The following is a 22,783-nucleotide window of genomic DNA, read 5'->3' as shown; positions in this document are numbered from 1 at the left end:
GATATGGCAAACCACTTAGACCTTGAAGAACAAGAGCAGCTAGACCAGCTCAAACATTTCTGGAAACAGTATGGCAACCTCATCACCGGTATTTTGGTACTGGTGTTGGGTGCTTTGGCCGCATGGAACGGTTACCAGTACTGGCAGCAAAAGCAGGCGACCCAAGCGGCCGCGATGTTTGATGAGGTGGAGAAGGTCGTGCGCAGTGGCGATATAGCCCAGGCTGAGCGAGCTTTTGATGACATGAAGCAGCGCTTTGGCTCTGCCGTCTATACACCGCAGGCAGGTTTGCTGGTTGCCAAGATGGCGTATCTGTCGAGCAAGCCCGAAGTTGCGCAGAACGTGCTGGGATGGGTGGCTGAGAGCAAGACCGACGAGGGGTACGCCGCCATTGCCAAGTTGCGCTTGGCTGGAATGCGCCTGGAAACCAAAGCTTATGACGAGGCGCTCAAACTGTTGGATGGCGCATTCCCTGCCGAGTTTGCGTCTTTGGTGGCCGATCGCAAGGGTGATGTTTTGGCAGCCCAGGGTAAGAATACAGAGGCAATCGCCTTGTACCAAAAGGCCTACCTCGGGTTTGATGCCCAGTCTGAATACCGCCGCATGGTGCTGGTGAAGCTGAATGCCTTGGGCGCCACCGCGGGTGACGCAACCTGATGTCGCGGCCTCTCCTGACCCGCTGGATCTCCGTTCTATTGGGCGCACTATCTATAGTGCTGTCCGGTTGCGCTGGCCCTGCCAAGCCGGTGCCTGCTGAGTTAGGGCCCAATGCCGCGTTGCTGGGCGTCAAGCCTGCTTGGGCTGCCAGTGTTGGCGCTATCAATGCCCCGACAGAGCTTCGGGTGGTTGGCAACACGCTGTTTCTTGCATCCTCCAGTGGCCATGTGGTGGCACTGAATGGTGAAACCGGTGCACCCGTGTGGCAAGCGGAATTGGCCGCTTCAGTGGTGACGGGCGTCGGCAGCGACGGCCACTATGCGGCCGTCGTGACAGACCAGGGTGAGTTGATCACTCTGGAGGCCGGGCAGGTCATTTGGCGCCAACGCTTGGGGGCGGCGGCATTGACCACGCCCTTGGTGGCTGGCGAGCGTGTGTTTTCCCTCTCTGCCGATCGCACCATTACCGCTTTTGACGCCGCTACGGGTCGCAAGCTGTGGCAGCAACAGCGCGGTTCCGATGCCTTGGTGCTGGGCCAAGCGGGGGTGTTGATGCCCGTAGGCGATACCTTGGTGGTTGGCATTGGTGGCCGCCTGGTGGGTATGAACCCTCAATCGGGTAGCGTGCGCTGGGAGGCTCCTGTGGCGGTAAGCCGAGGAACCAACGAGGTTGAGCGACTGGTGGATCTCTCTGCCGGTGTGAGCCGTGTGGGCAGCAGCGTGTGTGTTCGGGCTTTTCAGTCCGTGGTGGGGTGTGTGGATGCTGCGACGGGCAAAGTGGCGTGGACCAAACCGGCGGTTGGCAGCACAGGCTTGGGTGGCGACGACAGTGTGCTGGTCGGCTCCGAGAACGATGGAAAAGTGGTGGCTTGGCGGCGTGCCGATGGCGAGCGCCTGTGGTCCTCGGACAGCCTGCGCTGGCGCGGTCTGACTGCGCCTGTGCTGCTGGGTCAAAGCATTGTGGTGGGGGACAGTTTTGGCTTGCTGCATTTCCTGGCACGCCAGGATGCTGCCGCCTTGAACCGCTTGAGCACCGATGGTTCGGCCATCATGGCCTCGCCCACGCTGGTTGGAAAAACATTGATTGCAGTAACGCAAAAAGGCGGCGTTTTTGCGTACCGCCCTGAATAATTAGAAAAGTGCACTCTTCATGAAACCTGTCATCGCGCTGGTCGGTCGTCCGAACGTCGGCAAATCCACGTTGTTCAATCGGCTAACCAAAACCCGAGATGCCATTGTGGCCGATTTCGCGGGGCTGACACGCGACCGCCACTACGGCAATGGCAAGCAGGGCAAGCACGAATACATCGTTATTGACACCGGCGGGTTCGAGCCGGATGCCAGTTCTGGCATTTACAAGGAAATGGCCAAGCAAACCCGCCAGGCAGTCGCTGAAGCGGACGTGGTGGTGTTTGTGGTGGACGCCAGAGGCGGGGTATCTGCCCAAGACTATGACATCGGCAAGTACCTGCGCAAGTTGGGCAAGCCCTGCCTGGTGGTCGCTAACAAGGCCGAAGGCATGAAGGATGGCTCGCAGCTGTCCGAATTCTTTGAGCTAGGTCTTGGCGAAGTGTTTCCGGTCTCCGCGGCCCACGGGCAAGGCATTCGTTCCCTAGTCGACATGGCTTTGGCACTTCTGAAATGGGACCTGCCTGAGGACGCTGTCGAGGAAGTGGATCCTGCGGTTATCAAGCTGGCAGTGGCAGGGCGCCCCAATGTGGGCAAGTCGACCCTGATCAACACGTGGCTAGGTGAGGAGCGCTTGGTAGCATTTGACATGCCCGGGACCACACGGGATGCGATTTCGGTACCTTTTGAGCGCAACGGTCAGCGCTTTGAGTTGATTGATACGGCTGGTTTGCGTCGCAAAGGCAAGGTCTTTGAGGCTATTGAAAAGTTCTCTGTCGTCAAGACCCTGCAGGCGATTGAATCCGCCAGCGTGGTGTTGCTATTGATTGACGCGATCGAAGGCGTGACGGACCAGGATGCGCACATTGCGGGCTATATCCTGGAGTCGGGCCGGGCCGTGGTGGTGGCGATCAACAAATGGGATGCAGTCGACGAATACCAGCGCGAGTTGGTCAAACGCTCTATCGAAACCCGCCTGGGCTTTCTGAAGTTCGCCGCCTTGCACATGATTTCTGCCCACAAGCGCCAAGGTCTGGGCCCAGTGTGGGACTCCATTGCACAGGCGCATCGCTCGGCCAATTGCAAAATGCCAACCCCAGTGTTGACCCGTTTGTTGCTGGAGGCCGTACAGTTCCAGACGCCCAAGAAAACTGGGGTCTACCGCCCGAAATTGCGCTATGCCCACCAAGGTGGAATGAACCCGCCCATCATTGTGGTGCATGGCAATTCGCTCGAACATGTGACCGAGACCTACAAGCGCTTTCTGGAAGGCCGCTTCCGCAAGGAGTTTGATTTGGTGGGTACCCCCCTCAAAATCCAGATGAAATCCTCGGAAAACCCCTACGCGGACAAAGACTAGCGCCCATTTGACGCCCAAGTAGCCCTTTGACCCCCGGGTTACCACGGTTGCGCTCAGCGCATGTCCAATGCTGTGGTATGGTCGAGTCCTCTTCATTTTTTGAACACGGAGAATATCGTGAACAACAAAGGTCAGCTCCTACAAGACCCGTTCCTCAACGCCTTGCGTCGGGAACACGTGCCGGTTTCCATTTACTTGGTCAACGGCATCAAACTTCAGGGACAAATTGAATCGTTCGACCAGTACGTCGTGTTGCTCCGCAACACGGTGACACAAATGGTCTACAAGCACGCCATCTCCACCATCGTTCCAGGCCGCGCAGTGAACCTCGCTGCGGCCACCGCAGACGACGCTGGCGCAGCCTAATCCTGCGGGCACTGTGCCCGCAGCTGTTTGATCGGCCAGATCTCCCTTTTGACCAATCGCACTGATTTTCCCATCACTCCTACCATCTTGGTCGGGGTGGATTTGGGTGTTCCCAATTTCGACGGTGAGCTCGAAGAGCTCGGGCTGTTGGCGCAAACCGCCGGGCTGAGCCCTGTGGCGCGCATCACCTGCAAGCGCCGGGCGCCGGATGCCGCCTTGTTTGTCGGTTCTGGGAAAGCCGACGAAATCAAAATGCTCGCCCAGCAATTGGGGGCCACGGAAATCCTGTTTGACCAGTCGCTCAGTCCTGGCCAGCAGCGCAATCTGGAGCGCCACATTGAACTGCCGGTCAACGACCGTACTTTTCTCATTCTGGAAATCTTTGCCCAGCGCGCGCGCAGCCACGAGGGCAAGTTGCAGGTCGAGCTGGCGCGCCTGCAGTACCTCAGCACGCGTCTGGTCCGTCGCTGGTCACACTTGGAGCGCCAAACCGGTGGTGCGGGGGTGCGTGGTGGCCCAGGTGAGAAGCAGATCGAGCTGGATCGCCGCATGATCAGCGAAACCATCAAGCGCACCAAAGAGCGCCTGACCAAGGTCAAGCGCCAGCGCCAAACCCAGCGCAGGCAGCGCGAACGGCGCGATGCCTTCAACATCTCACTCATTGGCTATACCAATGCGGGTAAATCGACGTTGTTCAACGCGCTGGTCAAGGCGCGCGCCTATGCGGCCGATCAGTTGTTTGCTACCTTGGATACCACCACGCGGCAGCTCTACCTGGGCGATGCCCAGCGTTCGGTGTCGCTGTCGGATACCGTGGGTTTTATCCGTGATTTGCCGCACGGGTTGGTCGATGCTTTCCAGGCCACGCTGCAAGAAGCGATTGACGCCGATCTGTTGCTACATGTGGTGGACGCATCCAACCCCAACTTCCCGGAGCAAATTGCCCAGGTGCAGGCCGTGCTTGCGGAGATTGGTGCAGACCACATTCCACAGTTGCTGGTCTTCAACAAGATCGATGCACTGGATGCGGAGCACCAACCCTTGCGGTTGGAAGATGATTACGAGGTCAACGGCGTGCAAACCCCGCGGGTGTTTGTCAGCGCGCGGGACAACAAGGGCATGCCTTTGTTGCGCCAGCGCTTGGCGCAAATGGCCGCACTGCCCGTGGAGGCAGACCTTTCGCCCGCGTATTCCCCTGATCCGTCTGGGGACGGTGATTAGTTAGGCACAATCGTCAGCAGTTGTATGCGAGACAAAATCATGAAAATTCCTACGCTTTCCCTCCAGGGGCTTCGTCGCCCGCAGTGGATGCGCCAAATGTTCAACCTCAACGATTCGCGTTGGGGCCGAGGTGAGGACAAGCAGCCAGAGGGCGAGGGCGGGGAGCCACCGGTATCTCCCCCTGAAGCCAGCAAGCCCAGCACGGGGCCGCAATCGGGTCACCGTGGTGCTGCCCAATCGGGCCCCCCAGATTTGGACGAACTGTGGCGCGACTTCAACCGCAAGCTTGGTGGCCTGTTCGGTGGTGGCGCTAAGCCCCAAGGCACTGGCAACGGCGGCAATGGCGGCGGATTTCAGCCTGACATGAAGAGTGCCGGCATTGGCATTGGCTTGATTGTTGGCGTGTTGTTGCTGATCTGGCTGGGTACCGGCTTTTTCATTGTGCAAGAAGGCCAACAGGCCGTGATCACCCAGTTTGGCAAGTACAAGTCCACCGTCAACGCGGGCTTCAATTGGCGCTTGCCGTACCCGATTGAAAAGCATGAGCTGGTGTTTGTCAGCCAAATCCGCTCGGTGGATGTGGGCCGTGACGTGGTCTTGAAGGCCACCGGCCTCAAAGAGTCCGCGATGCTGACCGAAGATGAAAACATTCTGGACATCAAGTTCGCCGTGCAATACCGCCTGAGCGACGCCCGTGCCTTTTTGTTTGAAAGCAAGAAGCCCGATGAGGCTGTCGTGCAGGCCGCAGAAACCGCGGTGCGTGAAGTGCTGGGCAAGATGAAGATGGATGCGGCCCTCTCCGAGGAGCGTGACCAGATTGCACCGCGTGTGCGCGCCCTGATGCAGACCATTCTGGATCGCTACAAGGTGGGTGTGGAAGTGGTTGGTATCAACTTGCAACAGGGTGGTGTGCGTCCGCCCGAGCAGGTACAAGCCTCGTTTGACGATGTTCTGAAGGCGGGTCAGGAACGCGAGCGTTCCAAGAACGAAGCCCAAGCCTACGCCAACGACGTGGTGCCCCGTGCCGTGGGTTCCGCATCGCGCCTGAAGGAAGAAGCCGATGCCTACAAGGCCCGTGTGGTGGCCCAGGCCCAGGGTGACGCACAGCGCTTCCGCTCGGTGTACACCGAATACCAAAAGGCGCCACAGGTAACGCGTGACCGCATGTATTTGGACACTATGCAGCAGATCTATGGCAATGTGACCAAGGTGCTGGTGGAGTCTCGCCAGGGTGGCAACATGCTGTATTTGCCGTTGGACAAGGTTCTGCAGATGAATGGGACCCAAGCGCCTGCGGCGGATGCCGGCACAGCCGCAACCACGACCGCTCCTGCCACTGCCCCAGCGGTGACCATTTTGAACAACGATGCACGCAGCCGGGATGCTTCGCGCACCCGTGACCGCGATTCGCGCTAGGAACTGACCATGAACCGGATCGGACTTATCTTTTCTTCGTTGCTGGTAGTGTTGGCGCTGGCCAGCTCCACGCTGTTTGTGGTGGACCAGCGCCAGTTTGGCGTGGTCTATGCCTTGGGCCAAATCAAGGAAGTCATCACGGAGCCAGGCCTGAACTTCAAGCTGCCGCCACCGTTCCAAAATGTCTCGTACATCGACAAGCGCCTGCTGACGCTGGACAGCACCGATGCTGAGCCCATGCTGACTGCAGAAAAGCAGCGCGTGGTGATTGACTGGTATGTGCGTTGGCGCATCAGCGAGCCTACCGAGTACATCCGCAATGTAGGCTTGAACGAAAGCGCCGGAGCCAGCCAGCTCAACCGTGTGGTGCGCAATGCTTTCCAGGAAGAAATCAACAAGCGCACGGTGAAAGAACTGCTGTCGCTGAAGCGTGAAGCGCTGATGGCTGACGTGAAAGCTGAGGTGCTCGACAAGGTGCGTGGTGCCAAGCCTTGGGGCGTGGACGTGGTGGATGTGCGCATCACCCGTGTGGACTATGTGGAGGCCATCACCGAGTCGGTCTACCGCCGCATGGAGGCCGAGCGCAAGCGCGTAGCCAACGAGCTCCGTTCCACCGGAGCCGCCGAGGGTGAAAAAATCCGCGCCGATGCGGACCGCCAGCGCGAGATCGCGATTGCCAATGCCTACCGCGAAGCCCAGAAGATCAAGGGCGAGGGCGATGCCGAGGCTGCGCGCATTTATGCCGAGGCCTTTGGCAAAGACCCGCAGTTCGCGCAGTTCTACCGCAGCCTGGAAGCCTACAAGACCAGCTTTGCCAACAAGAGTGATGTGATGGTGCTGGACCCCAGCTCTTCCGAATTCTTCAAGGTATTCCGCAATGGCGGCGGCGCAATGGCCGCAGCCAAGAAGTAGGCCTTGAGCGCTGACGCGTTCTGGCTGGCGCTGGCCCTGGTGTTGGTGATTGAAGGCTTGTTCCCTTTTATCTCACCCACCGGGTGGCGCCGCATGTTTGCGCAGCTGCTGCAGCTGCAGGATGGGCAGATCCGATTCTTCGGTTTGCTCAGCATCTTGGCGGGTTTGATCACGATTTGGTGGCTCACGCCCTGAAAACCGGGCCTCAAGCCCGGTAAAATCGCTGTTTTAACAGCCCCCACTAATTCCATGTCTGCTTGGGTCCTGCCGGATCACATTGCCGATGTGCTGCCGTCTGAAGCGCGCCACATCGAAGAAATACGTCGAGACCTGCTGGACATGGCGCGCTGCTATGGCTACGAGCTGGTCATGCCCCCTATGCTGGAACACCTGGAGTCCTTGTTGTCTGGCACGGGTGAGGCGCTGGACCTGCAAACGTTCAAGCTGGTGGACCAACTCTCGGGCCGCACCATGGGCTTGCGGGCTGATAGCACGCCGCAGGCAGCCCGCATTGACGCCCATTTGCTGAACCGCCAGGGGGTGACCCGCCTGTGCTACTGCGGCCCGGTGTTGCACACCCGCCCCGCAGTGCCGCACGCCACGCGTGAACCCCTGCAGTTCGGTGCCGAAATCTATGGCCACTCTGGCCTGGAAGCCGATCTCGAAATTCTCACGCTGGCCCTGGACGCCCTGAAGACCGCCCAAGTGGGTGCCCTCACGGTGGATATGGCCGATGCGCGCATCGTGGCAGCCCTGTTGGCCCCCTCGGGCCTGGACGCCGCGCAGCAGGTGCTGGTGCACGCCGCCTTGGCCGCCAAAGACAGCAGCGAATTGGCTTTGCTGGTGAAGAGTTGCCCCGAAGCGATTGCCCAAGGCCTGTTGGCGCTGGTTGATCTCTATGGTGGCGAACAGGTGCTGGAGCATGCCCGCAAGGTCTTGCCCCCTTTGCCCGCGATCCACGAAGCGCTGGACCATTTGAAATGGCTGGCGAGCCACCTGGAAGGCGTGCGCGTGTCGTTTGACCTGGCGGACCTGCGTGGCTACGCCTATTACACCGGTGTGCGCTTCTCTGTCTATGCCGCCGGTGCCAGTGATGCGCTGGCGCGCGGTGGCCGCTATGACGAGGTGGGTTCGGTGTTTGGCCGCAAGCGCCCGGCCGTGGGGTTCAGCCTGGACGTGAAAGTGTTGGTTGGCGCCGCTGCCGTGCGCCCCTTGCGTGCGGCCATCCGCGCGCCTTGGGGCGAAGCTGCCGCGTTGCGCACCGCCATTGCCCAGCTTCGCCAGCAGGGCGAGACGGTGGTGTGTGTGCTGCCAGGGCATGAGAGTGAAGTCGATGAGTTTCAGTGCGACCGCGAATTGGTGCAAGCCGCCGGTCAGTGGGTCGTAACAGCAATTTAAAGCAGAGTGAAATGAATACAACCAAAGGTCGAAATGTAGTGGTCGTGGGCACCCAGTGGGGCGACGAGGGCAAGGGCAAGCTGGTCGATTGGCTCACCGAAAGCGCGCAAGGCGTGGTGCGCTTCCAGGGTGGCCACAATGCGGGCCACACCTTGGTCATCAACGGCGTTAAAACCGCCTTGCACCTGATCCCCAGCGGCATCATGCGTCCCGGCGTCAAGTGCTACATCGGCAACGGCGTAGTGCTGTCTGCCGCCAAGCTGTTTGAGGAAATTGAAGGCTTGGAAAAAGTGGGTGTGGAGCTGCGCTCGCGCCTGCGCATCAGCGAAGCCTGCCCACTGATCCTGCCGTTCCACGCGGCACTGGACGTAGCCCGCGAAGCTGCACGCGAGAAGGGCGGCAACGCCAAGATCGGCACCACCGGCCGTGGCATTGGCCCTGCCTATGAAGACAAGATTGCCCGCCGCGCCCTGCGCGTGCAGGACCTGAAATACCCGGAACGTTTTGCCACCAAGCTGCGCGAGCTGCTGGACCTGCACAACCACGTGCTGACCAGCTACCTGGGCTCCGCCGCGTTTGACTTCGGCCCCACGCTGACGCCCTATATGGCCGATGGCAAAGTGCTGTTTGAGCCCGTGTACGCCGAAGCTATGCGCCACGCTGAGCTGCTCAAGCCCATGATGGCCGATGTGTCGCGCGAGCTGAACGAAGCCAACCTCCACGGTGCCAACCTGCTGTTTGAAGGCGCCCAGGGCACGCTGCTGGACGTGGACCACGGAACCTACCCCTACGTTACCTCGAGCAACTGCGTGGCGGGTAACGCTGCCGCAGGTGCCGGCGTAGGCCCGGGGATGCTGCACTACATCCTGGGCATCACCAAAGCCTATTGCACTCGCGTGGGTGGTGGTCCGTTCCCTACCGAGCTGGACTGGGAAGTGGAGGGTACGCCCGGTTACCACATGAGCACCGTGGGTGCCGAAAAGGGCGTGACCACCGGTCGTTCACGCCGCTGCGGTTGGTTTGATGCCGCACTGCTCAAGCGCTCCGCCCAGGTGAACGGCTTGTCCGGCCTGTGCATCACCAAGCTGGACGTGCTGGATGGGTTGAAAGAATTGCTGCTGTGCACCGGCTACGAACTGGACGGTGAAGTGGTAGACATCCTGCCTATGGGGGCCGATGACATCTCGCGCTGCAAGCCGATTTACGAAACCATGGAGGGCTGGAGCGACAGCACCGTGGGTGTGACGCAGTACGACAAGCTGCCCGTGGCCGCGCGCCTGTACCTGCAGCGCATTGAACAAGTGACGGGCGTGCCCATTCACATGGTGTCCACCAGCCCTGACCGTGACCACACCATCATGATGCGCCACCCCTACTTGGCCGAGTGATCGCCCGGTTTGAAGTCAAATAGCCCTCTAGCCCCCGTGAATATTGCGCAAGCAGCTACTAATTTAGGAGCATTCTGATGTTGACAGAAGACGGCAAGCACCTGTATGTGAGCTACGACGAGTACCACAACCTGATTGAAAAACTGGCGATCAAGATTTTTCAGTCGGGTTGGGAGTTCGACACCATCCTGTGCCTGGCCCGTGGCGGCATGCGCCCCGGCGACATCCTGTCGCGTGTGTTTGACAAGCCCTTGGCCATCATGTCCACCAGCTCTTACCGTGCCGAAGCCGGTACGCAGCAGGGCAACCTGGACATTGCGCGCTTCATCACCACGCCCAAGGGTGAGATCGCCGGCCGCGTGCTCCTGGTGGACGACTTGGCTGATTCGGGCCACACGCTGAACGCGGTGATCCACCAGCTCAAGAACAACTACAAGCCCATCAGCGAGCTGCGCAGCGCCGTGATCTGGACCAAGGCCCTGAGCACCTTCACGCCCGACTACTCCGTCGAATTCTTGCCCACCAATCCTTGGATTCACCAGCCCTTCGAGGGCTACGACTCCCTGCGCCCCCAACAATTGATCCAAAAATGGTCGGTGTGAGGTTGGTCTGATGGCGCATCCCACCACCGGCCTCATTCACCACCCCTACGTTCCTCCAGAAGGCTTTGAGGCACCGCAACCCGGCGTCTTCAAGGCGTCCACCGTCTTCTTTCCCACCGTGGCTGCCATGCGCAGCCGCGAGTGGAAAGACAAGACCGCGTACACCTACGGCCTGCACGGCACGCCCACCAGCTACGCGCTGGAAGAGCGCCTGGCCACCATCGAAGGTGGCCGGCAGTGTCTGCTGGTGCCCAGTGGCTTGGCCGCCCTGGGTCTGGTGGCCCTGTCTCTGCTCAAAAGCGGTGACGAGGTGCTGGTGCCCGACAACGCCTACGGTCCCAACAAGTCCCTGGTCGAAGGCGAGTTGATGGGCTGGGGCATCACCCACCAGTACTACAACCCCATGGACCCCGAGGACCTGGAGGCGCAAATCTCCAGCCGCACCAAACTGGTTTGGCTAGAGGCCGCGGGCTCGGTCTCGCTGGAGTTCCCTGATCTGGTGGAGATGGTGCGCATCTGCCAGCGCCGCAAGGTGCTGACCGCGCTGGACAACACTTGGGGCGCAGGCCTGGCGTTTGCGCCGTTTGACCTGGTGCCCGGTGCCAGCCCTGCGGTGGGGGTCGACATCTCGGCCCACGCGCTGACCAAGTACCCCAGCGGCGGTGGCGACGTGCTCATGGGCAGTGTCACCACAGTTGACGCGGGCTTGCACCTCAAGCTCAAGCTCACCCACATGCGCTTTGGTATCGGTGTGGGCATGAACGATGTGGAACTGGTGCTGCGCTCCTTGCCCAGCATGGCACTGCGCTACCGCGCCCATGATGTGGCCGCGCGCGAGCTGGCGGCCTGGGCGCAGACCCAAGCCGAGTTTGTGCAGGTGCTGCACCCTGCGCTCGAAGAATCACCGGGCCATGCGCATTGGAAAGCCCTGTGCAGCGATGAAGAAGGGCGAGCTGCCGGCCTGTTCAGCGTGATTCTGGACAAGCGCTTCAGCCAGGCGCAGACCGATGCTTTCTGTGACGCGCTCAAGCTGTTCCGCCTGGGCTACAGCTGGGGCGGCCCCATCAGCCTGGTGGTGCCCTACGAACTAGAGACCATGCGTTCGGGCTGGCCCGCGCATTTGTTGCCCGGCACCTTGGTGCGCTTCTCGGTTGGGCTGGAAGATGTTGCGGATTTGCAGGCGGACATCGCCCAGGCCTTGCAAGTCCTGCGTTGAAGTTTGCGCGCCAACCGCGCGTTTTCCTGAGTAGGCAAAGGCCCGCGGTCTGGGTAGGCTGGGGGTACCTATGCAACCTTCCTCGCCTGAACCTGAACCGTATATCCCACCGCCATCGACGGCACCGCGCAAAACCATCGTCCGTTTGAACGGGTTGCAGCCGTTGGTGTGGCTGCGCAAGGGTGCTGCTGACCTGGTCGCCCACCCCGGTATTGCTGCGTTTTATGGTGTGGCGTTTTGCCTGATGGCGCTGGTGCTGACTGCGGTCTTCCAGTCCAAACCCGAATACACCCTGTCGATTGCATCGGGCTGCCTGCTGCTGGGGCCATTTCTGGCGATGGGCCTGTACGAGGTTAGCCGCCGCCGCGAGTTGGGTTTGGTGCCCGAGCTCGGTGCTTCGGTCACCTGCTGGGACCGCCACTTGGGCAGTATGGGGCTGCTGGTGCTGGTGTTGGTGGTGCTCGAATTGCTCTGGGGCAGGGCGTCGCTGGTGGTGTTTGCGGTGTTCTTCAACACCGGCATGCCCTCGACCACGGGGGTTGTGCAGGCCATTTTCAACCCGGACAACTGGGAGTTTGTGGTCGCCTACGCCGTGGTCGGTGGGGGCTTTGCCATGCTGGTGTTTGCCACCGCCGTGGTGTCCATCCCCATGATCCTGGACCGCGACACCGATGCCATCTCGGCGGCCATCACCAGCCTGGAGGTGGTGTTTCACAACCTGGCGGTCATGCTGCTTTGGGGCGCCATCCTGACGACTCTGGTAGTGCTGGCCATGCTGGTGCCCTGGAGCCTGGGTTTGCTGGTGGTGGGGCCCTGGTTGGGGCACGCCAGCTGGCACGCTTATCGGGGGGCGGTGCAATGGCCTGCCCAGGCAGAGCCCGCGGAGGAGGCCGCTATGGCCTGACAAATCACGCGGTAAACGCCAGATGCAGGCTGGCGACGGGGCACCAAGGTGGTAAAGTGCCCCCCATATACTGAAAGCACAACTTGGCAACACCCAATTACGGTTACGAAAAGCGTCAGAAAGAACTGGCCAAGCGCAAGAAAAAAGAAGAAAAGCTCAAGAGCAAGGCCGAGCGCAAGCTCACAGGTGACGCGCCTGAGAATGACGAGACTGACGCTGAGCCCGGCACGCCTGCCGAAGGTACTGCCGCTGGCGACGCTGCCTGAGCCGCCTCCCATCCCCCCATTCGCAAATCGCTAGGGCGCCAAGAGCGCCTGCGCCAGCTGGCGCATCGCCTCCACCGAACGGTTGGGGGCGGTGATGCTGCGCGCGTTGCCGTATTGGCGAAAGTGGTTCTGCATGGACTTGAGGTAGCTCGGGTCGTAGTGTTGGGCCAGCAGGTCTTGCACCACGGGGCGAAAGTTACCGGCCATCACCTGGTCTTTCCAGCCCTGCACCACCACCTTGCCGCGAAATTCGGCCATCACGTCCAGCCGCTGGCAAAAGTAGGTGGTGTCGTGCACCAGGTGGCTGTAATCCTCTAGCAGCAGCTCTATGCGCTCTTCGGTGGGCAGGCTCAGTTGCAGGCACGGGCTGGCGTGCATGCGCTCAACCAGTGCCGTGGGCAGGGTCAGGTTGCCGATCTTTTTGCTCTCGCTCTCCACATACACAGGGCGCGTGGCGTCAAAACGGCGCAGCGCGTTCCACACCAGTGTGTCAAAGCGCTTTTGCGTGGGTTGGGGCAGGCCGGGAACGGCCCCCAACAGAGAGCTGCGGTGGTTGGCCAGGCCCTCCAGGTCCAGTACCTGGGCGCCCTCAGCTGCCAGCGCGTGCAGCAGTCGGGTTTTGCCGCAGCCCGTGGTGCCGCACACCACCTCCAACTGCAGCCGCTGCGCTTGCAGCGCAATGTCCTCCAGCATGGCAGCGCGAAAGGCCTTGTAGCCGCCTTCGACCAGCGTGACCTTGAAGCCAATCTGGTCCAGCACCAGGCTGAGTGAGCCGCTGCGCTGGCCGCCGCGCCAGCAGTAGGCCAGTGGGGCCCAGTGCTTGGGCTTGTCCAGCGCGTGGGCCTCGATGTTGCTGGCGATATTCCGGGCGGCGGCTATCCCTCCCAGCTTGCGGGCCTCAAACGGGCTGACTTGCTTGTACAGGGTGCCGATGGTGATGCGCTCGTCGTCGTGCAGCGTGGGCCAGTTCTGCGCCCCCGGCAGGTGGTCCAGCGCGTACTCGCCCTCGCTGCGCGCGTCGATCACGGCATCAAACTGGTCCAACTGGGCCAAGGCCTGGGCGGCCGCCATTAACTTGAGGCTCATGGGACTTGCTTAGCGCAGCAGCGCGCGTACCGCGGGCCACATGGTGTTGAGGATGGTGGGGTGGGCTTCTTCTTTGGGGTGGATGCGGTCGGCCTGGAACAGCTGGGCCGCGTTCGGCGCATCGGCCACGCCCTTGAGCAGAAACGGCACCAGCGCGGCCTTGTTGGCCTTGGCCACGGTGGCAAAGGTGTCGCTGAAGCGCTTGGTGTAGTCCTGGCCGTAGTTGGGCGGCACCTGCATGCCCGCCAACAGCACCTTGGCACCAGCCGCCTGGGCAGTTTGCGTCATGGCCTGCAGGTTGTCCTGCGTCATGCCCAGGGGCAGGCCACGCAGGGCATCGTTGCCGCCCAGCTCGATCACCACAACGCTGGGGTGGTGCTGCGCCAGCAGCGCCGCCAGGCGCGAGCGGCCGCCCGACGTGGTGTCACCGCTGATGCTGGCGTTGACCACCTTGGCATTGACCTTGTCCTGGGCCAGGCGCTGCTCCATCAGCGCCACCCAGCCGGTGCCGCGCTTGAGGCCGTATTCGGCGCTCAGCGAATCACCCACCACCACAATGGTGGCAGGCTTGGGTGCGGCGGCCTGGGCGGGCAGGGCACAAGTCCCTGCGAATCCAGCCAAAATAAGCAGCGCGCTACAGTGTCGTCGAACTACAGAGAGTCCCATGTCAGATCCCATCATTTCGGTAGAGCATGTTTTCAAGGCGGTGACCGATTCCACCGGCACGCTGGAGATCCTGCGCGATATTGATTTTGCACTCAAAGCCCGCGAGACCGCGGCCATCGTCGGAGCATCCGGGTCGGGCAAGAGCACATTGCTGTCCATCATCGCCGGGCTGGACACGCCCACACGCGGCACGGTGCGGCTGGCGGGCCACGATCTGTTCGCCATCGACGAAGATGCGCGCGCTGCGCTGCGCGCGCGCCAGGTGGGCTTTGTGTTCCAGAGCTTTCAGCTGCTGGGCAACCTGACCGCGCTGGAAAACGTGATGCTGCCGCTGGAACTGGATGGCCGCAAGGATGCCCGCAGCGCTGCCACCGAGATGCTGGCACGCGTGGGCCTGGCCCAGCGCCTGAACTCCTATCCCAAGGTGCTGAGTGGGGGTGAACAGCAGCGCGTGGCGCTGGCCCGTGCCTTTGTGGTCAAGCCTGCCGTGCTGCTAGCGGATGAGCCCACGGGCAGCCTGGACTTCGCCACGGGCGAAAAGATCATGGAGCTGATGTTTGACCTGAACCGGGAGCAGGGCACGACCCTGGTGCTGGTGACCCACGACCGTGCCATTGCCGCGCGCTGTGACCGCCGCATCACGATTGAGGCGGGCAAGGTGCTGGCCGAGCTGCCCGCCTGAGTTTTAAGAAAAATAGGCCGCTAGCCCCCGTCAACATTGCGCCAACAGCTACTAAAACCATAGCGAACTAGTACATCAGCCGCTCAGGGTGGATCTCTTGCAGGATGGTGGTGGAGATCTCTTCGATGGACTTGGTGGTGGTAGACAGCCAGCGGATGCCGGCGCGCCGCATCATGGTCTCAGCCTCGCTCACTTCCATGCGGCAATTCTCGATGGAGGCGTATTTCGAATTGGGGCGCCGCTCATTGCGGATCTCGCTCAGGCGCTCGGGCTGAATCGTCAGGCCAAAAATTTTGGCTTTGTGCGGGACCAGCGCAGGCGGCAGTTGGCGGCGCTCAAAGTCTTCCGGGATCAGCGGGTAGTTGGAGGCCTTCAGGCCGTACTGCATGGCCAGGTAGAGCGAGGTGGGGGTTTTGCCGCTGCGGCTCACGCCCACCAGAATCACATCGCTTTGTTCCAGGTCGCGGTTGCTCTGGCCGTCGTCGTGCGCTAGCGAGAAGTTGATCGCCTCGATGCGGTCCTGGTACTCCTTGCTCTTGCTGGCGTCGCTGAAGCGGCCAATGCGGTGGTGGGACTTGATCTGCAACTCGTTTTCCAGCGGGTTCACGAACATGCCAAACATGTCCAGCAGCATGCCCTGGCAGCCCTCCTGGATCACTTTGAGCACCTCCATGTTCACCAGCGTGGTGAACACAATGGGTTTGTTGCCATCCACCACCCCGGTGTGGTTGATCTGGCGCACCGCCTGGTAGGCCTTGTCGACCGTGTCCACAAAGGGCAGGCGTACATGGCGAGCCTTCAACTCGAACTGCGCCAGGATGGCGTTGCCAAAGGTCTCGGCGGTGATGCCGGTGCCGTCAGAAATGAAAAATACGGTGCGTTGGTGCATGGTGGGTGGTCCAGGGTGTCAGTGATTTGCAAGCGCGCCTGGATTTTCAGTAGTCTCACCTACCGCCCTCGCCACCTACAATCACCACAATTTAGCGCATTTGGTAACCGGTTCGTAATCCAGAACACCAACAACAGAAAACGAACGGTCGTGCGCGGCTGCGGGCGGGTCTCGGACCTGCGGGCCATGAAACGGTTTTAACTTCTGGAGCATTCCTATGTCTAATCTTTTCAACCCGACCGACCTGGTCGTCCCCTTCGAGCTGCTGCGCATGGCCGATGTGGAATCCGTGGGTGGCAAAAATGCCAGCCTGGGGGAGATGATTTCCCAACTACCGCAGGGCGTTAAAGTGCCCACGGGCTTCGCCACCACGGCCCATGCCTTTCGGCAGTTTCTGGCCCACGCCGGCTTGGCCGACAAGATCAGCGCCAAACTCAAGAACCTGGACACCGAAGATGTGCGCGCGCTGGCCGTCGTAGGTGCCGAAATCCGCGCCATGGTCGAGGCCCAGCCTTTTCCGGCTGACCTGGAAAAAGCCATCCGCGAGGCCTTCGTGACGCTGTCTGCGGGCAACGCCCAAGCCAGCTTTGCCGTGCGCTCGTCCGCCACGGCCGAGGATTTGCCCGACGCATCCTTTGCCGGTCAGCAGGAAACTTTCCTCAACGTGGTCGGCATCGAGGACGTGCTGCACAAGATGAAAGAGGTGTTCGCCTCGCTCTACAACGACCGCGCCATCAGCTACCGCGTGCACAAGGGTTTTGCCCATGACGTGGTCGCCTTGTCGGCAGGTGTGCAGCGCATGGTGCGCTCGGACCTGGGCGCGGCGGGTGTGATGTTCACCATCGACACCGAATCCGGCTTTGACCAAGTGGTGTTCATCACCTCCAGCTACGGCCTGGGTGAAACCGTGGTGCAGGGCGCAGTGAACCCCGACGAGTTCTATGTGCACAAGCCCATGCTCAAGGCTGGCAAGCGCGCACTGATCCGCCGCAACCTGGGCTCCAAGCTCTTGCAAATGGTGTTTACCAGCGCAGAAGAAAAAGCCGCCGGTGGCAAGCTGGTCAAGACCACCGATGTACCCACCGAGCTGCGCAACCGCTACTCGCTCACCGATGCCGATGTGGAGCAACTGGCCCGCTACGCGCTGGTGATTGAGGACCATTACGGCCGTCCCATGGACATCGAGTGGGGCAAGGACGGCATCGACGGCGAGCTCTACATCCTGCAGGCCCGCCCCGAGACTGTGAAGAGCCAGGCCGGCAATGCCGCCGAGTACCGCTACAAGCTCAAGGGCAAAGGCGCCGTGCTGGTGGAAGGCCGCGCCATTGGCCAGAAGATTGGCACCGGCCCCGTACGCATCGTGCACAACATCAACGAGATGGACCAGGTGCAGGCCGGCGACATTCTGGTCACCGACATGACCGACCCCAACTGGGAGCCGGTCATGAAGCGCGCCAGCGCCATCGTCACCAACCGCGGTGGCCGCACCTGCCATGCCGCCATCATCGCGCGCGAGCTGGGCATCCCGGCCGTGGTGGGCTGCGGCAACGCCACAGACCTGCTGAAGGACGGCATGCTGGTAACGGTGAGCTGCGCTGAGGGCGATACCGGCTTCATCTACGACGGCCTGCTCGAGACCGAGGTCTCGGAAGTGCAGCGCGGCGCCATGCCCGACATCCCGGTGAAAATCATGATGAACGTGGGCAACCCGCAGCTCGCGTTTGACTTCTGCCAGTTGCCCAACCAGGGCGTGGGCCTGGCGCGGTTGGAGTTCATCATCAACAACAACATTGGTGTGCACCCCAAGGCCATCCTGGACTATCCCAATATCGACAGCGACCTGAAAAAGGCCGTGGAGTCGGTAGCCCGCGGCCATGCGTCTCCGCGCGCTTTCTATGTAGACCGTGTGGCCGAAGGCGTGGCGACCATTGCCGCAGCCTTCTGGCCCAAGCCCGTTATCGTGCGCCTGTCGGACTTCAAGAGCAACGAGTACCGCAAGCTCATCGGTGGCAGCCGCTACGAGCCTGAGGAAGAGAACCCCATGCTGGGCTTCCGCGGCGCCGTGCGCTACACCAGCACCGAGTTTGGCGAAGCCTTTGCCATGGAGTGCGAGGCACTCAAGCGCGTGCGCAACGACATGGGCCTGACCAATGTGCAGGTCATGGTGCCCTTTGTGCGCACCCTGGGCCAGGCCAAAAAGGTCACCGAGTTGCTGGGCCGCCACGGCCTGCGCCGCGGCGAGGACGAGCTCAAGCTGGTGATGATGTGCGAGATCCCCAGCAACGCCATCTTGGCGGACCAGTTCCTCGAGTATTTCGATGGCTTCTCCATCGGTTCCAACGACCTGACCCAGCTCACGCTGGGCCTGGACCGTGATTCGGGCCTGGAGCTGCTGGCGGCCGACTTTGACGAACGTGACCCCGCGGTCAAGGCGCTGATCACGCTGGCCATTGACGCCTGCAAGCGTCAGGGCAAGTACATCGGCATCTGCGGCCAAGGTCCCAGCGACCACCCTGACTTTGCGCAGTGGCTGGAGCAGCAGGGCATCTCCTCGATCTCGTTGAACCCGGACTCGGTCGTCGCGACCTGGCAGCAGCTCGCCAACCAATGACGCGTGTGCAGACCACACGCCGGTGGCACCTGCATGCAGGGTTGCTGGCGCTGTGGTTTGCCGTGTCGTTCGGGGCGGTCTTTTTCGCGCGGGACTTGCAGTGGCAGCTACTGTCCTGGCCCATAAGCTTCTGGTTTGCGGCCCAGGGCGCGGTGTTGGTCTTCATTGCCATCGTGGTGGTGTATGCCTGGCGTGCCAACCGGCGCGAGACGGAAACTCCCACCTTTGATCCGCGGGCCTACGGCCGATACACGCGCACCCTGCACCGGCGTTTTGGCATTTATGTGGCCACGTTGCTGCTGTTGCTCGGGGCACTGGCTGTGGCGGAGCAGTTTGGCCTGTCCAAACCCTGGGTGGCGGGCATCTTTTTGACCACCACCTTGATGATGTACGCCGTGATTGGCGTGGTGGGCCGCACGGCCGATGCCAATGAGTACTACGTGGCCGGGCGCCGCGTGCCCGGCATCTACAACGGCATGGCTACGGCGGCCGATTGGATGAGTGCGGCCTCCTTCATCAGCCTGGCCGGTGGCCTCTACCTGCAAGGCTTTTCAGGGGCGGGGGGGCAGCCTGGCGGTCTGGCTTATGTGCTGGGCTGGACCGGCGGTTTTTGCCTCGTGGCTCTGTTGGTGGCGCCGTATTTGCGCCGCATGAACCTGTATACCGTGCCCGACTATTTCGCGGTGCGCTTTGGGGGGCGCTGGCCGCGCATGCTGGCCGCGCTGGCCGCGGTACTGTGCTCGTTTACCTATGTGGTGGCACAGCTGTACGGCGTGGGGCTGATTACTTCGCGCCTGACCGGCGTGAACTTCGAGATTGGTATTTTGTTGGGCCTGGGCGGCGTGCTGGTGTGTTCGTTTCTCGGTGGCATGCGGGCCGTCACCTGGACCCAGGTCACCCAGTACGTGATCATCATCCTGGCGTTTCTTATCCCGGTGTCCTGGCTGTCTTACAAGCAGACCGGCAATCCATTGGCGCCCTTGGCCTACGGCCAGCAGTTGCCCAAAATTGCGGCGCTGGAGCAGCAGTTTCTCAACTCGCCGGTCGAGCAGGAAGTCATCGGCATCTACGCGCACCGCGCCGCGGTGCTGGAGCGCAAGCTGCAAAACGTGGACGAGGCCTTGCAGCAGGAGCGGCAGGAGCTGCGCCAGCAGCTGCGTGCCCTGGGCGACATCAAGGCCGACAACACGCGCGCCCAGACGCTGCGGCGAGAACTGTCTGCCCTGCCCAAAGACGCGGTCACCGCGCGCGAGCGCTGGACCAAAGCCCGCACCGACAATCTGGAGCGCGCGCAACCGCTGGGTGGCATGCCTCTGCATTCCCAACCCTTTGCGGGGAAGGCCGGTGGGGTAGGGGGCACGCCGGAGGACACCCAGACCTCACGCCTGAATTTTCTGGCCCTGATGTTCTGCCTGATGGTGGGCACAGCCGGCCTGCCGCATCTGCTCACGCGCTACTACACCACGCCTTCGGTCGCAGAGACCCGACGCTCCGTGGCCTGGTCGCTGGTATTCATTGCCATGCTGTACCTGTCGGCCCCGGCGCTGGCCGTGCTGGTCAAGTACGAGGTCATGGCGCATCTGGTGGGGCAGCCCATGGACGCGCTGCCCGGCTGGATCGCCCAGTGGTCGCGCGATCCCACGCTGCTGACCGTGGCGGATGTGAATGGCGACCACATCCTGCAGTTTGCCGAGCTGCGGGTGGGGGCCGACCTGGTCATGCTGGCTACGCCTGAGATTGGCGGCTTGCCTTATGTGGTGTCGGTGCTGGTGGCGGCAGGCGGACTGGCCGCTGCGCTCTCCACGGCCGATGGCCTGCTGCTGACGATTGGCAATGCGCTGGCGCACGATGTGTATTTCGAGGGCAGTGGCAACAAGGCCCAGGCCATGCGCCGCGTCATGTGGTCCAAATTTGCCTTGCTGGTGGTGGCCCTGGTGGCGGCCTACGCGGCGGCGCAGCGGCCGGCCGGCATTCTGTACCTGGTGTCGGCGTCGTTCTCGTTGGCGGGGGCGGCTTTTGTGCCGTCGATGGTGCTGGGCATCTTCTGGCCCCGCATGACGCGGGTGGGGGCGGTGGGGAGCATGTTGGCCGGTCTGGGCGTCACGGTCTACTACATGGCGGTGAATTTGCCAGGCCTGCGCTTGGCCCTGAGTTTGCAGGGCGAGGGCTTGTGGTGGGGCATCCAACCCGTTTCCGCAGGGGTGTTTGGGGTGCTGGCGGGCTTTGTGGTGGGGTTTTTGCTCAGCTGCGTAACGCGCCCAGAACCCCTGCCAGAGCGAGATTTGGCGCCCGACCTGGGCTGAGCTATAATCATGGGCTTCGCCTTGCTGCACCCTGTTTAGACGCCGGGGGCAGCTTACTTAATCCCAGATGCTGGGAAATCCTCAAGGAGTATCAATGCGTCATTACGAAATCATCCTCATGATCCACCCGGATCAGAGCGAACAAGTTCCTGCCATGCTGGAACGTTACAAGGGCATGATCACCGCTGGCGGTGGCAAGGTGCACCGTGTTGAAGATTGGGGCCGTCGTCAGATGGTGTACATGATCAACAAGCTGGCCAAGGCCCACTACCTGTGCGTCAACATCGAAGCCGACCAGGCTGTGATGTCTGAACTGGAACACGCGTTCAAGTTCAACGACGCCGTGTTGCGCCACCTCACCGTGTTGAAGAAAAAAGCCGATACCGGCCCTTCTTCCATGATGAAGACTGTGGAACGCGAAGATGCACGCAAGGCCCAACAGGCCGAGTACCAAGCGTAAACACGCATTTGCCTGAAAAGGAGTGCAAGCCAACTCATTGGTTTTAAGTGCCTGTATCGCAGAGGTTGAGTCCATGCGTTACACGCCAGCCGGCTTACCCGCTCTGAATTTGCGACTTGAACACGAGTCCCAAGTGGAAGAAGCAGGGGGTCAGCGAACCGTGAAGGTGGTGGTGAAAGCAGTGGCTTTCGGCACATTGGCGGAGCGGCTTGCCAAGCAAGCCATCGGCAGTGTCTGGAAGTTCAGTGGTTTTCTCGCCAATGCACGCCAAGGCAAGTCACTCGTGTTTCACATTCAAGATTTTTTGCAAGACTAATTTTTAGGAGTCCATCATGCCCGGACCAAAACGTTTCAACAAAGACAAGCGCCCAAAGCGCAACACACAATCCCTGCTGTTCAAGCGCAAGCGCTTTTGCCGCTTCACCGTGACCGGTGTGGAAGAGATTGACTACAAAGACATCGACACGCTGCGTGACTTCATTGCTGAAAACGGCAAGATCATTCCCGCACGCCTGACCGGCACCCGCGCTATTTTTCAGCGCCAATTGAACACCGCTATCAAGCGCGCTCGCTTCCTGGCGATGCTGCCTTACAGCGACCAGCACAAGATCTAAGGAGCGTAGGCAATGCAAATTATTCTGCTCGACAAGGTCGTGAACCTCGGCAACCTGGGCGAAATCGTCAAGGTCAAAGATGGCTACGCACGCAACTTCCTGATCCCTTCCGGCCGTGCACGCCGCGCCACCGAATCTGCCAAGGCAGAATTCGAAGCCAAGCGCGCTGAGCTGGAAAAAGCAGCCGCTGCCAAGCTGGCTGAATGCCAGGCACTGGGTGCCAAGCTGGGTGGTACCACCATCAAGCTGACCCAAAAGGCTGGTGTGGATGGCCGTTTGTTTGGTTCCGTGACCAACTACGACATCGCCGAAGAACTGGTGAAAGCCGGCTACAAGGTGGCCAAGTCTCAAGTGCGCATGCCCAACGGTCCTATCAAGGTCGTGAGCGAAAGCACCGTGAGCGTGGCTCTGCACACTGACGTGGTGGTCGACATCACCGTGTCCGTGTACGGCGAAACCGCTTAATGGCACTTTGATGGTATGCCCCGGCAACGGGGTGTGCCCTCACCAAAAGCCGCTGGGGCTGGTCCCTTGCGGCTTTTGTGCTTTTGGGACGGAGTTATCCCGCCATTTGCACAGTTTGCCCACAACTTGCCCCCAGCTTTGTCCCTCGACGCCAATGCGGCCACATCGTAGGAT

Annotated in this window: 24 protein-coding genes; 21 read left to right on the top strand and 3 right to left on the bottom strand. The window is 61.3% G+C overall.

All coding sequences use genetic code 11. The annotated features are described in order from the left end of the window. Positions 1-3: 3 nt before the first annotated feature. The 14 genes from AC097R_RS13685 (at position 4) to AC097R_RS13620 (ending at position 12,833) form a co-directional block, all read left to right on the top strand. Positions 4-657 carry a YfgM family protein gene (locus AC097R_RS13685; protein ID WP_479598693.1) on the top strand — a complete coding sequence of 218 codons (654 nt, stop codon included), beginning with the start codon at positions 4-6 and terminating at the stop codon, positions 655-657. Further along, the gene (gene bamB / locus AC097R_RS13680; protein ID WP_479598692.1) at positions 657-1,787 is read left to right on the top strand and encodes an outer membrane protein assembly factor BamB; all 1,131 of its coding nucleotides are present in this window, start codon (positions 657-659) and stop codon (positions 1,785-1,787) included. The genes AC097R_RS13685 and bamB overlap by 1 nt, the downstream gene beginning before the upstream one ends. Before the next feature lie 19 nt (positions 1,788-1,806). Beyond that, the gene (der, locus tag AC097R_RS13675) at positions 1,807-3,144 is read left to right on the top strand and encodes a ribosome biogenesis GTPase Der (protein ID WP_479598691.1); all 1,338 of its coding nucleotides are present in this window, start codon (positions 1,807-1,809) and stop codon (positions 3,142-3,144) included. Between the two features lie 117 nt (positions 3,145-3,261). Continuing rightward, a complete protein-coding gene (gene hfq / locus AC097R_RS13670; protein ID WP_409034242.1) occupies positions 3,262-3,510 on the top strand; it encodes an RNA chaperone Hfq in 249 nt (82 codons plus the stop codon). Between the two features lie 48 nt (positions 3,511-3,558). Further along, positions 3,559-4,731, top strand: a complete 1,173-nt coding sequence (gene hflX, locus AC097R_RS13665; protein WP_479598690.1) for a GTPase HflX — start codon at positions 3,559-3,561, stop codon at positions 4,729-4,731. 39 nt (positions 4,732-4,770) lie between these two features. Beyond that, positions 4,771-6,147 carry an FtsH protease activity modulator HflK gene (hflK, locus tag AC097R_RS13660; RefSeq protein WP_479598689.1) on the top strand — a complete coding sequence of 459 codons (1,377 nt, stop codon included), beginning with the start codon at positions 4,771-4,773 and terminating at the stop codon, positions 6,145-6,147. A 9-nt stretch (positions 6,148-6,156) separates the two neighbouring features. Continuing rightward, positions 6,157-7,059 (top strand): protease modulator HflC, encoded by a 903-nt coding sequence (hflC, locus tag AC097R_RS13655; RefSeq protein ID WP_479598688.1) that lies wholly within the window; start codon positions 6,157-6,159, stop codon positions 7,057-7,059. 3 nt (positions 7,060-7,062) lie between these two features. Beyond that, positions 7,063-7,254 carry a DUF2065 domain-containing protein gene (locus AC097R_RS13650; protein WP_479598687.1) on the top strand — a complete coding sequence of 64 codons (192 nt, stop codon included), beginning with the start codon at positions 7,063-7,065 and terminating at the stop codon, positions 7,252-7,254. Positions 7,255-7,308: 54 nt separating this feature from the next. After that, positions 7,309-8,457 (top strand): ATP phosphoribosyltransferase regulatory subunit, encoded by a 1,149-nt coding sequence (locus tag AC097R_RS13645; protein ID WP_479598686.1) that lies wholly within the window; start codon positions 7,309-7,311, stop codon positions 8,455-8,457. 11 nt (positions 8,458-8,468) lie between these two features. Beyond that, positions 8,469-9,845, top strand: a complete 1,377-nt coding sequence (locus AC097R_RS13640; protein WP_479598685.1) for an adenylosuccinate synthase — start codon at positions 8,469-8,471, stop codon at positions 9,843-9,845. Positions 9,846-9,922: 77 nt separating this feature from the next. Next, the gene (locus tag AC097R_RS13635) at positions 9,923-10,447 is read left to right on the top strand and encodes a phosphoribosyltransferase (RefSeq protein WP_310339551.1); all 525 of its coding nucleotides are present in this window, start codon (positions 9,923-9,925) and stop codon (positions 10,445-10,447) included. A 10-nt stretch (positions 10,448-10,457) separates the two neighbouring features. Further along, positions 10,458-11,663, top strand: a complete 1,206-nt coding sequence (locus tag AC097R_RS13630) for a PLP-dependent transferase (protein ID WP_479598684.1) — start codon at positions 10,458-10,460, stop codon at positions 11,661-11,663. Positions 11,664-11,733: 70 nt separating this feature from the next. Next, a complete protein-coding gene (locus tag AC097R_RS13625; RefSeq protein ID WP_479598683.1) occupies positions 11,734-12,567 on the top strand; it encodes a DUF2189 domain-containing protein in 834 nt (277 codons plus the stop codon). Between the two features lie 83 nt (positions 12,568-12,650). Beyond that, on the top strand, positions 12,651-12,833 hold the full coding sequence (locus tag AC097R_RS13620; protein ID WP_479598682.1) for a hypothetical protein: 183 nt from the start codon (positions 12,651-12,653) through the stop codon (positions 12,831-12,833). A 30-nt stretch (positions 12,834-12,863) separates the two neighbouring features. Here the strand turns inward: AC097R_RS13620 and mnmH are convergent, their stop codons facing one another. Beyond that, positions 12,864-13,919: a tRNA 2-selenouridine(34) synthase MnmH gene (mnmH, locus tag AC097R_RS13615; protein WP_479598681.1), complete on the bottom strand. Its 1,056-nt coding sequence runs from the start codon at positions 13,917-13,919 to the stop codon at positions 12,864-12,866. 9 nt (positions 13,920-13,928) lie between these two features. Next, the gene (locus tag AC097R_RS13610; RefSeq protein ID WP_479598680.1) at positions 13,929-14,585 is read right to left on the bottom strand and encodes an arylesterase; all 657 of its coding nucleotides are present in this window, start codon (positions 14,583-14,585) and stop codon (positions 13,929-13,931) included. On the opposite strand from AC097R_RS13610, the gene AC097R_RS13605 reads away from it, so the two are divergent. Further along, positions 14,584-15,267 carry an ABC transporter ATP-binding protein gene (locus tag AC097R_RS13605; RefSeq protein WP_310339544.1) on the top strand — a complete coding sequence of 228 codons (684 nt, stop codon included), beginning with the start codon at positions 14,584-14,586 and terminating at the stop codon, positions 15,265-15,267. The two genes, AC097R_RS13610 and AC097R_RS13605, sit on opposite strands and share 2 nt — an antisense overlap. Positions 15,268-15,334: 67 nt before the next feature. Here AC097R_RS13605 and ppsR read toward each other — a convergent pair whose 3' ends face one another. After that, positions 15,335-16,156 (bottom strand): posphoenolpyruvate synthetase regulatory kinase/phosphorylase PpsR, encoded by an 822-nt coding sequence (gene ppsR, locus AC097R_RS13600; protein WP_479598679.1) that lies wholly within the window; start codon positions 16,154-16,156, stop codon positions 15,335-15,337. Positions 16,157-16,373: 217 nt separating this feature from the next. On the opposite strand from ppsR, the gene ppsA reads away from it, so the two are divergent. The 6 genes from ppsA to rplI all read left to right on the top strand — a co-directional run bounded on the left by ppsA (position 16,374) and on the right by rplI (position 22,609). Further along, the gene (gene ppsA, locus AC097R_RS13595) at positions 16,374-18,767 is read left to right on the top strand and encodes a phosphoenolpyruvate synthase (RefSeq protein ID WP_479598678.1); all 2,394 of its coding nucleotides are present in this window, start codon (positions 16,374-16,376) and stop codon (positions 18,765-18,767) included. 5 nt (positions 18,768-18,772) lie between these two features. Beyond that, complete coding sequence (locus AC097R_RS13590; protein ID WP_479598677.1) at positions 18,773-21,070, top strand: VC_2705 family sodium/solute symporter; 2,298 nt, start codon at positions 18,773-18,775, stop codon at positions 21,068-21,070. Positions 21,071-21,164: 94 nt separating this feature from the next. After that, positions 21,165-21,530, top strand: coding sequence for a 30S ribosomal protein S6 (rpsF, locus tag AC097R_RS13585; RefSeq protein ID WP_105260691.1), 366 nt, complete (start codon positions 21,165-21,167; stop codon positions 21,528-21,530). A gap of 22 nt (positions 21,531-21,552) precedes the next feature. Beyond that, positions 21,553-21,846, top strand: a complete 294-nt coding sequence (priB, locus tag AC097R_RS13580; protein ID WP_477891286.1) for a primosomal replication protein N — start codon at positions 21,553-21,555, stop codon at positions 21,844-21,846. Positions 21,847-21,862: 16 nt separating this feature from the next. After that, a complete protein-coding gene (gene rpsR / locus AC097R_RS13575; protein WP_029708819.1) occupies positions 21,863-22,144 on the top strand; it encodes a 30S ribosomal protein S18 in 282 nt (93 codons plus the stop codon). A 12-nt stretch (positions 22,145-22,156) separates the two neighbouring features. Beyond that, positions 22,157-22,609, top strand: coding sequence for a 50S ribosomal protein L9 (gene rplI, locus AC097R_RS13570; protein ID WP_479598676.1), 453 nt, complete (start codon positions 22,157-22,159; stop codon positions 22,607-22,609). The last annotated feature ends 174 nt before the right edge of the window (positions 22,610-22,783 follow it).

The organism is Rhodoferax sp. ZS1R25 (assembly GCF_056521335.1).
This window is presented reverse-complemented; position numbering and strand designations above follow the sequence as displayed.

What these genes read in the sequence shown, in the direction of transcription:
- AC097R_RS13685 (WP_479598693.1), top strand. Translation starts at nt 4, where the DNA reads ATGGCAAACCACTTAGACCTTGAAGAACAAGAGCAGCTAGACCAGCTC.
- bamB (WP_479598692.1), top strand. Translation starts at nt 657, where the DNA reads ATGTCGCGGCCTCTCCTGACCCGCTGGATCTCCGTTCTATTGGGCGCA.
- der (WP_479598691.1), top strand. Translation starts at nt 1,807, where the DNA reads ATGAAACCTGTCATCGCGCTGGTCGGTCGTCCGAACGTCGGCAAATCC.
- hflK (WP_479598689.1), top strand. Translation starts at nt 4,771, where the DNA reads ATGAAAATTCCTACGCTTTCCCTCCAGGGGCTTCGTCGCCCGCAGTGG.
- hflC (WP_479598688.1), top strand. Translation starts at nt 6,157, where the DNA reads ATGAACCGGATCGGACTTATCTTTTCTTCGTTGCTGGTAGTGTTGGCG.
- AC097R_RS13645 (WP_479598686.1), top strand. Translation starts at nt 7,309, where the DNA reads ATGTCTGCTTGGGTCCTGCCGGATCACATTGCCGATGTGCTGCCGTCT.
- AC097R_RS13640 (WP_479598685.1), top strand. Translation starts at nt 8,469, where the DNA reads ATGAATACAACCAAAGGTCGAAATGTAGTGGTCGTGGGCACCCAGTGG.
- AC097R_RS13635 (WP_310339551.1), top strand. Translation starts at nt 9,923, where the DNA reads ATGTTGACAGAAGACGGCAAGCACCTGTATGTGAGCTACGACGAGTAC.
- AC097R_RS13630 (WP_479598684.1), top strand. Translation starts at nt 10,458, where the DNA reads ATGGCGCATCCCACCACCGGCCTCATTCACCACCCCTACGTTCCTCCA.
- AC097R_RS13625 (WP_479598683.1), top strand. Translation starts at nt 11,734, where the DNA reads ATGCAACCTTCCTCGCCTGAACCTGAACCGTATATCCCACCGCCATCG.
- mnmH (WP_479598681.1), bottom strand. Translation starts at nt 13,919, where the DNA reads ATGAGCCTCAAGTTAATGGCGGCCGCCCAGGCCTTGGCCCAGTTGGAC.
- AC097R_RS13605 (WP_310339544.1), top strand. Translation starts at nt 14,584, where the DNA reads ATGTCAGATCCCATCATTTCGGTAGAGCATGTTTTCAAGGCGGTGACC.
- AC097R_RS13610 (WP_479598680.1), bottom strand. Translation starts at nt 14,585, where the DNA reads ATGGGACTCTCTGTAGTTCGACGACACTGTAGCGCGCTGCTTATTTTG.
- ppsR (WP_479598679.1), bottom strand. Translation starts at nt 16,156, where the DNA reads ATGCACCAACGCACCGTATTTTTCATTTCTGACGGCACCGGCATCACC.
- ppsA (WP_479598678.1), top strand. Translation starts at nt 16,374, where the DNA reads ATGTCTAATCTTTTCAACCCGACCGACCTGGTCGTCCCCTTCGAGCTG.
- rpsF (WP_105260691.1), top strand. Translation starts at nt 21,165, where the DNA reads ATGCGTCATTACGAAATCATCCTCATGATCCACCCGGATCAGAGCGAA.
- rpsR (WP_029708819.1), top strand. Translation starts at nt 21,863, where the DNA reads ATGCCCGGACCAAAACGTTTCAACAAAGACAAGCGCCCAAAGCGCAAC.
- rplI (WP_479598676.1), top strand. Translation starts at nt 22,157, where the DNA reads ATGCAAATTATTCTGCTCGACAAGGTCGTGAACCTCGGCAACCTGGGC.